Source organism: Enterovirga sp., assembly GCF_035325185.1.
GTDB lineage: Bacteria > Pseudomonadota > Alphaproteobacteria > Rhizobiales > Beijerinckiaceae > Enterovirga.
The window spans coordinates 43,885-54,334 of sequence record NZ_DAOLAJ010000013.1; the positions used below are offsets into that span (position 1 = coordinate 43,885).

General features: G+C 66.5%; 5 protein-coding genes. 3 read left to right on the forward strand and 2 right to left on the reverse strand.

Annotated elements, in window-relative coordinates; all coding sequences use genetic code 11:
* Positions 1-177 precede the first annotated feature (177 nt).
* A complete protein-coding gene (locus PKD06_RS04550; RefSeq protein WP_324378022.1) occupies positions 178-4,947 on the reverse strand; it encodes a TIR domain-containing protein in 4,770 nt (1,589 codons plus the stop codon).
* 129 nt (positions 4,948-5,076) lie between these two features.
* On the opposite strand from PKD06_RS04550, the gene PKD06_RS04555 reads away from it, so the two are divergent.
* Entirely contained in the window at positions 5,077-5,718 is a 642-nt protein-coding gene (locus PKD06_RS04555) for a hypothetical protein (RefSeq protein ID WP_324378024.1), read from the forward strand.
* A gap of 230 nt (positions 5,719-5,948) precedes the next feature.
* On the opposite strand, the gene PKD06_RS04560 is transcribed toward PKD06_RS04555, so the two are convergent.
* Positions 5,949-6,710 (reverse strand): AraC family transcriptional regulator, encoded by a 762-nt coding sequence (locus tag PKD06_RS04560; protein WP_324378026.1) that lies wholly within the window; start codon positions 6,708-6,710, stop codon positions 5,949-5,951.
* A 359-nt stretch (positions 6,711-7,069) separates the two neighbouring features.
* Between PKD06_RS04560 and PKD06_RS04565 the strand changes: the two genes are divergently transcribed.
* Together PKD06_RS04565 and PKD06_RS04570 are read left to right on the forward strand one after the other, a co-directional pair.
* Positions 7,070-9,310: a TonB-dependent siderophore receptor gene (locus tag PKD06_RS04565; RefSeq protein WP_324378032.1), complete on the forward strand. Its 2,241-nt coding sequence runs from the start codon at positions 7,070-7,072 to the stop codon at positions 9,308-9,310.
* Between the two features lie 194 nt (positions 9,311-9,504).
* The gene (locus tag PKD06_RS04570; protein WP_324378028.1) at positions 9,505-10,314 is read left to right on the forward strand and encodes an ABC transporter substrate-binding protein; all 810 of its coding nucleotides are present in this window, start codon (positions 9,505-9,507) and stop codon (positions 10,312-10,314) included.
* Positions 10,315-10,450: the final 136 nt, after the last annotated feature.

Sequence of the window (10,450 nt, forward strand, 5' to 3'; positions counted from 1 at the left end):
GAATAATAGCATGGTTCTGCGCGATGCCAAGAGCGAGATAAGGCCTGGCGGGGCCATGCCATAGCAGTTCCCGAACACCCGCGCATCCGTATCCGGGCGCAACCCGCTTTCCGCCACCGCACGCTCCAGGATGCTCGACAACGAATCCCGACGTGTTGGTCGTGGTTCTGGGGCGACCTATTCGGTTCTGGTGAAGGAACGCCGGATGGATGTCCAATCGACGTCGGCCGGGGCGGCCCTGCCGGCGCAGATCGGCGTATCGAGATTGACGCCGAACCGCATTGCGACACCTTTCAGGTCGTCATCGGGCAGCACTGCGCAAGCAATTTCCAGCAGGTTGCCGCGCGGCCAGTCTGTGTCCCAGAAGTGGAACGCGCCGGAAGCCCACGACACGATCCGGGAGCCGTTCCGATTCCAGCGCGCGCCGTTGACCGCGTAGCGGTGAAGCAGCGCAGGCCCGATCTGCTTCGTCGTGTGCACGTCCCAAAGGCGGATCGTCCGGCCCCTGTCCCAGGTGAGGATTCGCGTGTCGTCATCGCTCCAGACGCCGTTGGACACGCTGTCGTCATGAAGCAGAGGAGCGCCCACCTGCTTGCCGGTCGCCGCATCGAGCAGAATGCCCGTCCGGCCGACCGACAGGAGCAGGCGCCGGCCGTCGTGGCTCCACGAGATCCCTTCGGGAATGGTGGCGAGATCGATGGGCTCGCCAATGGGCGTCACCGTCCGGGCATTCCAGAACTGGAGACGCTGCTCGAAATACGAGACGAAGGTCGCCTCGTCCGGGCTGAGCGGCGTTCCCGAGAGGGTCCCCTCGTGAGGGATGTTCGGGCCGACCTGCCGGCCGGATAGCACATCCCACATCTTCAGGGACCTGTCCGCCGACCAGGAGAGGATGCGGCCGTTATTCCGGGTCCAGATCGCTCCCGAGACGGCATCGCGATGCCGCATCGCCGGCATGACCGGCACGCCCTTCGCGGCATCCCAGAACTGGAGCGCATCTCCCGACCAGGACAGGATGCGGGTGTCGTCCCGGCTCCAGACCGCTTCCCTGACCTCGTCGTCGTGGCGGATCGGGGCGGGAAGGCGCGGCCTGAGCGTGGATGCGTTCCAGATATAGGCCTCGTCCTGCGACCACGACAGGATCGCGCTTTCGTCATGGCTCCATCTGGCGCCGACGACGGGTCCGCGATGCACCAGCGAAGCGCCGATCTGCCTGCCGGACGCGGCGTCCCAAAGGCGCGCCGTGCCGTCCAGGGACCAGGACAGGAAGCGCCTTCCGTCCCGGCTCCATTCGGCCCCCAGCACCGTGTCCTCATGGAGCATCGGGCGGCCGATCGCCTGGCCCGTCGCGGCATCCCAGAGCTGGAGGGACTCGTCGGACCAGGAGACGATCTGCCCGCCATCGGGGCTCGGAGCGGTGCCGAGGGCGCCCCGCGTCGACGAGGCGACCGGCCGCCCGATCGAGGCGTTCCAGCGCCGGATGATCCGGTCCGACGACCAGGAGATGACGAATGTCCGGTCCTGGCTCCATTCCGCGCCCAGGATGGGCGCATCGTGCCGCATGGCCGGCCCGATCGCCTCGCCCGTCGCGGCATCCCAGAGCTGGAGGCTCCTGCCGGCCGACCAGGACAGGATGCGGTCGAGCTTCGGGTCCCACCGGAACCCCGTTACGGCCCCGCCATGGCGCATCGGGGCGCCGACGGGGCGGCCCGTCGCGGCGTCCCAGACGCGCAGCCGGTCCGCGGAGCGCGAGACCAGGCGGCGGTCGTCCCGGCTCCAGCGCACCTCCTCGATCGGCTCGTCATGGGCCATCGCCGGCACGTCGATCGCGGTGGCCGTCCCGCCGTCCCAGAGCCGGGCCGCCTTGTCCCAGCTCCACGAGACCAGGCGATCGCCGCTGTGGCTCCAGGACATGCCGAGGATCCACTCGCTTTGGCGGACCGGCTGGCCGACCGGCATCCCGGAGGCGTCCCACACACGGAACGTATTGGCCGACCACGACACGATCCGGGTGTCGTCGGGGCTCCAGGCCGCGTTCGTGACGGGCCGCTCGAACCGCATCGCCCCGAGAGTGATCCGCCCGCCCGAGGCGGCGTCCCACATCTGCAGCGGCGCGTTCTGGGACCAGGAGAGGATGCGCTTCTCGTCGTGGCTCCACAGGACGCCGCGATGCATGTATTCGCCCGGATACATGGCGCGGCCGCCGGTCTCGACGTCCCGGATCGTCGGGATCGCCTCCATGCCGGTCGCGGCGTTCCAGAGACGGATCGTTCCATCCGCCGACCAGGACAAGATACGGCTGTCGTCGCGGCTCCAGAGCGCGCCCTGCACCGTCCCCCCGTGGCGCATGGGCGGGACGGGGGGCAGCGTCTTCCCGCCGATCTCCGACAGGCGCAGGATCCCGTCCTCCCCCCAGGAGATGATTTTCCGGTCGTCGTGGCTCCAGAGCACGCCGCCGACCGCCCCGGCATGCCGCTCGGGCAGCTCGACCGGCGCGAGACTGCTCGCGTCGAAAAGGGTCACGCGTCCGTCGCCGGACCAGGTCGCGAGGCGGTCGCCGCGATGATCGAGCCGCAATCCGGCGATCGCCACGTCCGATCGGTGCTCGCGCCGCGGGACCGAATGCTCGCTGAGCGCAAGCGAGATGTTCGAGAGCGCGGTTTCGAGTTGCGGCCTCTCCACGTCGCCCTGTCGCGGCCAGCTCGACAAGGCGAGCTTGATCGCATCGTCCGGCCGTTCCTCGGCGGAGGCGATGCGCGAGAGCGCGGCGAGCGCCTCGCTTTCGTTGGACACGGCGATGCGTCTCTGGCGGCTCGCTTCCTCCCCCCTCTGTTCCGCCACCGTCCGCTCATGCTGCGCATAGAACGCGAAGACGCCTACCGCGACGGCCGAAAGGCTGACGGCGACGAGGCCGGCGACCGTGCGCCGCACGAGCCGGCGCGCGTCGCGGATGCGGCGGGCCTGCTCGGCCTCGCGCTCCTCGCGCCTGTGCTCCTCCCTGGCACGATGCGCGTCGTCCTCGGCGCGGCATTGCGCGAGATAGCTGCGATCGACGGCGTCGAGCTTGGCTGCGATGTCCGGCCGGGCATCGAGGGCCTGCGCTTCCGCCAGGCGCTGCTCCCGGTGGACCAGCCAGCCCTCGGCCTGCCCGTTGGCGTCCCAGTCGCGCGCCGCCCGCTTGATGCCTTCGAGCGTCACGAGGCGCCCGAAATCCTCCTGGAGCCAGTCGTGCAGCAATCCCCATTGCCGCAGCAGCGACTCGTGCGCCGGCTCGATGGTGATGATGCGGGCGGGTGCTGCCGTCTCGCCCGGCACCTCGACGCTGTCGGTCGAGAGCAGCCGCTCCTCGACCAGCAGGTCGATCAGGGGGCGAGCCTCCTCCGGGATGTCGGAATAGCGGGCGACGTTCCGGCGCGCGCTCTTGCTGTCGGGATCGATCCCGGCCAGCCAGGGAATGAGGCCGCGCCGGAGCAGGATCTCGCGCGCCTCCCGGTCGCGCGGGATGCGCGGATCGGCATCCGCCCGCGCGAAGACGCGCCGGACGGCCGCGTCGATCATGCCCCGGAGGCCGCCGACCGCGTGATAATCGGACAGCCGGAGGGCGCCGGTCTGCCGGAATTCGAGGAAGAGCTGCTCCAGGGTGAAGGCGAGCAGCGGCAGGGCGTCGCTTCCGCCGCCCCTTTCCAGATCCTCGAGCAGGCATTGCGTCAGCTGCGGCTCGATCGCGAGCTTGCCGCCGGCCTGGACGAAGCGGCGCGCCGGCCGCTCGATGACCTCCACGAACGCGCCGCGGGGCAGAGGCAGGAGCGGAAGCGTGCTCTGGGCCAGCCCTTCCAGGGGCTTGGCGTGTTCCAGCGCATCATAGGCGTCGGACCTGATGCCGAAGACGGCGATGACCGACAGCGTCTCGTCGAGAAGAAGTTCGCGCAGGAGGGACAGGAAGCGCCCGCCCTCCTGCGCGTCGTCGCTGCGGAAGAGTTCCTCGGCCTGATCGATCGTGACGACGATGCTGGGCGCCCTCGCATCCGGGGACGTCACGAGCATGCGGCTGTGGCTCGCCTCCGCGAGGGCGGCCAGTTCCCGGCCGATCCCGGCCGCACCTTCGTTGATCGCGCCGCGCAGCTCGTTCCGGCTGCGCCCGGGAAGGGCCGCCTCGAGGGAGGCCAGAAGGCCGGTCTCGCCGAAGAGAGCCGCGCGCTCCGGGCGGATCACGGGCAGGACGAGGAACATGCTCTCGTCCCTGGCGATCCGCGGCAGGAGGCCGGCGCGCAGGAAGGACGACTTGCCCGCCCCCGATGCCCCGAGAATGACGAGGATCCGGGGTGCTGCGCCCTCCCGCAGCCGTCTCAGGCGGTCGGTCGCCTCGACGATGGGCGCGTCGCGGCCGAAATAGATTCCGGCATCGACCGTCTCCAGGGGCCGAAAACCCCTGTAGGGCGCCCGCTGAGGGTCTTCCGGCGGCGGCCAGGGGAAGAAGGTGGCATCGAGACCTGCCTTTTGCAGGCCGCGCTTCAGCCGCCGCAATCCCGCGCCGGAGAAGCCCACATGCTTCTGTTCGTGGCTTCCCGGCAGGGGAACCTCGAAGATCTCGATATCCTGGCCGGCGGCGAGATCGAGGACCTGCCAGGTCCCCTTGAACTCGTCCGGCAAGGTCGCGGACGGATCGGACAGCACCGCGAAGAGCGCCTTGTTGAGGCCGCGGGCGAGCGCGTATTCCTTTCGGCACCAGCCCGAATCGAGCCAATGGCGCGTGATCAGGAAGATGACCGCCTCGCAGCGCGTCGCCGCCGCGTACAGCGCCCGTTCCCATCTTTCGCCGGCCGCGATCCCGCGATCCGGGTCGAGATCCAGGAAGACGTCGTCCCAGCCCTGGGCCGCGAGCCAGTTCTTCAGCGCGATCGCTTCGTAATTGTCCTTGCTCGAATGGCTCAGAAAGATGCGCGACATCGAGAGTGACTCAAGTTATGCTCGCGATATAAGCGGATCGGCGGAAGCCTGTCCAAGATCGCCGTCGCTCCGTTCTGCGGCAGGCCGGGACGGGTTGGGCCGGTCGCGGCGGCTCGATCGGAGGTCGTGATGCACTCTTCGGAACATCGGGTTGTCGGCGGGGTTCCCAGGAGAGGGCTGATCGCTCTCTGCGCCGCGGGGGCCGCTTCGGGCCTGTCCGGGCCTCCGGCGCGCGCCCTCGCGCCGCAAGACGCCAATGTGATGAAGGCCGTCGCCTGGCTGCTCGGCACGAATCTCGCGCTGGCCGGGCTTCTCTACAACCAGAACGTCTCGGGTGCGCTCCTCGACGACACGCTCGGCAAGGCGAGGAAGATGGCCGAGATCGCGGGCGTCACGGTTCCGCCCTTCCCGCGGAAGCAATCCACGAGCGCGGCCTCGAGCGCCGATCTCGTCCACTATCTCATTGCGGGCGACGGGGCGAAGCTCGGCTCCGCCCTGGCCGGAAAATATGGTGAAGAGCATTCGATTCTCTTCGAGGTCGGCGTCAAGTCGACGCTTTTGATCCTGCTCTACGGGCCCGGCGACAAGAACGGAATGGCGATCGCCGAGGTCGTCACCAATCGGCTGGACAAGATCAAATTGCCGCGTCACCTTTGGATGGGTCTCGTGACGCTCGTCAAAAACAGACGGTCTCAGGACGAAGTGAAATCGGCCGTCTTCAAACTTCACAAGGATGTTGCAAATTATTTCGTGCCGGATCTGATCAAGTAATCGCGCCTGAGCCGGGGGAGGTCATATGATCAGACGTGGTTCGGATGCTCCGGCCGAAGCCGGATGCACGAGCTGTCGTTGAACCGCAGGCGGCTCCGCTTCGGCTGCCTTGCCGGCACCTTGAGCCCCCGTCGCCGGATTCGTCCAGGTCCAGGATCCATTCAGTTGCGATGATCCGTGTCCACCGTTCTCGCTGGGGCGGTGGATGGGTCTGGGCATCCTGACGCTTCCTACACTCCGGTCGTCTTCAACGTGATCCCGAGTTCCTTTCGGATCTCGCCGTAGAGGGCCTGGGTGCTCCTGAACCCGCAGAGATGGGCGATCTGTTTCGTCGGGACGTTCTCCGCGCGCAGCCTGAGCGCGTGGAAGACCCTGAGCCGCCGTCGCCATTCGACGAAGCTGAGGCCGACCTCCTGCCGGAAACGCCGGGTGAAGGTCCGGCGGCTCATCCGCACGATCCTGGCGCATTCGTCGATGCCGGATGCCTCCGCCGGATCCGCTCTCAGGCGATGGGACAGGGACCGCAGCGCGCGGTTGTCCGGGTTCGCGAGTCCGTAGAGCGAAACCCTCCCCGTCGTCAGATCGCCGAGGATCAGCTGCTCCAGCAGCCCGGCGCGTTCCCTTGCCCGCGTGCTCCGCCTGGACGCCTCGGCCACCAGCGCGACGACGGCCGCGTCCAGCAGGGGTGAAACGGCCATCAGCTCGCATTCCGACCGCTCGTCCAGCGAGAGCGTGCCGGGCTCGATATAGAGCGAGTACATCTCGGCCGTGCCGTGCAGATGCACCGCATGCGGCACGTGGGATCCGACGAGAAGAGCCTGTCCCGGCAGCCCGAGCCAGTGCCCGCCCGCCGTCTCCAGGACGACGATCCCCTGCTTGACCGCCATCCACTGGAGTTCCGCGTGGCTGTGCCAGGTCACTCCTCCGGGGATCCGAAGGCGCTCGGCCCGGAGCCTCGGGCCGGCGTGGCCCGATTCCGTTGTTCCGGTCATTTTTCTCTCCACCCGGAAAATTTTGGCCCAGATGCGATTTCAAATGCTGAATACCGAGGCGGTTCGCAAGTGTATAAACGCCCATATAGAGTCATGAATTCCAGATTGGAAGCATTTTAAAGTAGCAGCTGTCGCTGACAACCAAGGATATGCTGCGGGATTGCACCTTCTGGAACAAGTATAAACTAAAATGGCATCGAACTGATGCTCTGATGCGGGGCAAGGCAATGGGAAGAGAGCGGAATTGGCGCGTCGCTTTCGCGCGCACGACTGTCATATCGGTTGGCGTATCCACCGCAGCGATGACAGCGTCGCTCGCTGCCCCGGCCCAGTCACGGGATGGCAGGGTCTTGCCGCCCGTGGAAGTCGCCCCTCCCGCCCAGCGGAAGCCGGGGCGTGCTGCAACTCCTGCCCATCAGCCGGTGGCGGCACGCTCCCGCCCGGCCCGCCGGCAGGCGGCGCGTCCCGCCTCCGGCATCCGTTCGGCCGCTTCGCGCGAGGCTGCGCCCCTTGCGCCTGTCAGTGCGCAGGGCGCGCCTCGCACGGCCCAAGGCGGCAGCGGCACCAGCGACCCCTATGCCGGCATGGTGAATCCACCCACGACGGTCGGATCGAAGACGCCGCTGGCACAGCGCGAGATCCCGCAGACTCTCGGCGTCATGACGCAAGCGCAAATCCAGCAGCAGAATATCCAGACGCTGGACCAGGCATTGCAATACACGCCCGGCGTGACGGTTCTCCAGAGCGATTCCGACCGCTATCAATTCTATGCGCGAGGCTTTCCGATCTCGTCGCTGCAGATCGACGGCTTGCCGGTGGTGATGAACCCGAACCTTTCGCAGACATCGAGCACCGGAGCCCCCAACCTGACCGCGTTCGACCGGATCGAGGTGCTCGACGGACCTGCGGGGCTTTACAACGGCTTCGGCAGCGCGGGAGGGGCGATCAACCTCGTGCGCAAGCGCGCGCCCTATGAACTTGCCGCCTCGGCCGAGGCGAGGCTCGGCACGTTCGACACGCGCGGCGCGCTGATCGATATCGGCGGACCGTTGAATGCCGAACGCACGGTTCGCGCACGGTTCGTGGCCGATCTGCAGAACCAGGACCTCACGCAACATACCACGTGGCGGCGCGATCAGTCGTTCTTCGGGACGGTCGAGGCCGATCTGACGCCCGACACCCTCGCACGCTTCGGCGCCAGCCACAGCGAGCGGACGCAGCATTCGGTCTGGCAAGGCAGCCCGGTTTATATGGGCAACATCGTCGTGCCGTCCCGGTCCACTTATTTCGGCGCCGACTGGAACCGAGGGGCCTACGACGCCACCGACGTCTACGCATCCGTCGAACATAAGTTCGACAACGGCTGGCTTCTGAAAGGCGCCGGGGATTATACCTGTTACAAGAGCCAGATCATTCAATCCGACATATACACTTTCGTCAATCCGGCAAACAACCTTGCAACGATTGGTTCAAACAACAAGCAAGGATATGAGAGCAACAAGAGCTTTGATGTTTTTGCGTCCGGTCCTTTCCAGCTTCTTGGCCGCGAACATCAGTTGACTCTGGGCGTGAACTACACCTCGATGAACGAATGGCAGCGGACAAAGTACGGCCCGGACGGCGACGATTTCAACAGCAGAATCGTGAATGTCTATAATATTTTCTACCCCTATCCGGTCTGGCTCGGCCTTCCGACGGATACCGACGCCAACAAGACCAACACGAGTCAGGTCGGCCTTTACGGCAATACGCGGCTTCGCATCACCGACGACCTGACCGCAATCGTCGGCGGCCGTGTTTCATGGTGGAAGTCGGACTTCATCCCTGATGCAGTCTACAACTACGATAACTACGCACCCACGCATGATACGTATAACGCAAAGGTGACGCCGTATGGCGGCCTCGTCTACAAGCTGAACGATACCTATTCCGTATACGGCAGCTATTCGACGATCTTCCAACCTCAAACTCTTTATGATGCAGCCGGGAAGCTCATCCCGCCCTTGGAAGGGATCCAATATGAAGCGGGCATCAAGGGAGAATATCTGGACGGCAAGCTCAACACATCGCTCGCCCTCTTCCAGGTCACGCAGAAGAACCGGGCGGCGCTCGACCCAAACTACCCCCTCGACAGCTTCTACATTGCGCAGGGGAAGGCTCGGACACGGGGAGTCGATGTCCGTGTGAGCGGGCAGCTCGCAGAGGGGTGGACCCTTAATGCGGGCTACACGTACAACGACAGCAAATATCTCGACAAGGACAGCTTCGACACCCAATCGTCAGCCTTCTCGCAGATCGCGCCGATGCATATCTTCAAGCTGTGGACCAATTATCGCCTGCCCGGCCCCTACGACAGGTGGCAGGTCGGCGCCGGGATCAATGCGACGAGTTCCCTCTATTACGAGAACACCTATGGCCGCTTGACGCAAAAAGGTTACTTCACCGCCGATGCGCGGGTCAGCTACGCCTTCACCGAGAAAGTATCTCTTAATCTGAATGTGACGAACATCTTCGACAAGGAATATTTTGCGCCGTTGCGCCGAAGCGTGTTCTGGGGCGACCCGCGCCGGGTCACGCTGACCCTTCGAGGAAGCTTCTGAGTGATCGGACGAGCAAGGCCATGTCTCGTCCGGCGATCTTCCGCGCGGTGAGGCTCCGTGCGGCAATGGAGCCTGTGGAACTCGCCCGGGCCGGGCGCAGCGCGCCGGGCTTGACTCGCCGCCATTGCATGGGAGGCTTCGCGTGCGGATTTGCGGCGATCCGTCCCGGCGGCTCGGCGGCTGGGGCGGCGGCGGTGCATCCACGGATCGCGACGCCCGATCGGGCCGGCACCCAGACGCTGCTTTCCCTGGGGCTGACGCCCTCGGCCGCCGTCTCGAAAGAGTTCTACGACTCGATGGGCGCGACGCCGGCCATGCCGGGAAGCGTCGTCAGCTGCGGCAACCCTGTCGAACCAAATCTGGAGGTGCTGGCGCAGCTTCACGTCGACCTGATCGTCACCGGAACCATTCCGCCCGATGGCCGCGACGTCCTGGCGCGGGTGGCCCCCGTCTTCCATCTCGATATCTATACGGGGCGGGACGGCGCCCTCGCCAGGGCCGGGGACGAGACCTTGAGGCTGGCCCGGCTTCTCGGCATCGAGGCGGCCGGCCACGCCTATGTCGCCGACCTCGCCCGCACGATCGATCGGGAGGCGGCGCGGCTGAGGACCCGGCCGCGGCGCGCCGTCTATATCGTCGGCCTCGCACCGGACGGCCGCAACATGACCGTCTACGGTCGAAACAGCATCATGCACGACGTGATGGTCGCTCTCGGCGTCGGGAACGCCTGGACCGGCCCGACCGGAGGAGCCGGCTTCACGAATACCGGCATCGAGGAGCTGGCGCGGAACCCCAAGGCGGACATCCTGCATATCGATTACGGCGCCGGCACCGATGCCGCGCTGGCGAAACTGGCTGCAAGCCCGTTCTGGACCAACCTGCCGATGGTCCAGGCGGGCCGGGTTCGTCGCGTTCCGCGTTTCGAGGTCTTCGGCGGCCTGCCGTTGGCCGCGCAGTTCGCAACGCTGCTGGCCGATGCCCTGCTCGGCGAGCGAGCGGCATGAGCCGGGCGATCGCGATGCCGGGCCGGTTGCGTTCGAGCGGGGTGGCCGGTCCGGCCGGGATGACGGCCCTCCTGGCGGCGGCGGCGCTCGATCTCGCGCGCGGCGTCGAGGGCTGGCGCCTCGATGCGTGGAGCGA

Coding starts and splice junctions, on each gene's coding strand:
- PKD06_RS04550 (WP_324378022.1), bottom strand. CDS start 4,947: ATGTCGCGCATCTTTCTGAGCCATTCGAGCAAGGACAATTACGAAGCG.
- PKD06_RS04555 (WP_324378024.1), top strand. CDS start 5,077: ATGCACTCTTCGGAACATCGGGTTGTCGGCGGGGTTCCCAGGAGAGGG.
- PKD06_RS04560 (WP_324378026.1), bottom strand. CDS start 6,710: ATGACCGGAACAACGGAATCGGGCCACGCCGGCCCGAGGCTCCGGGCC.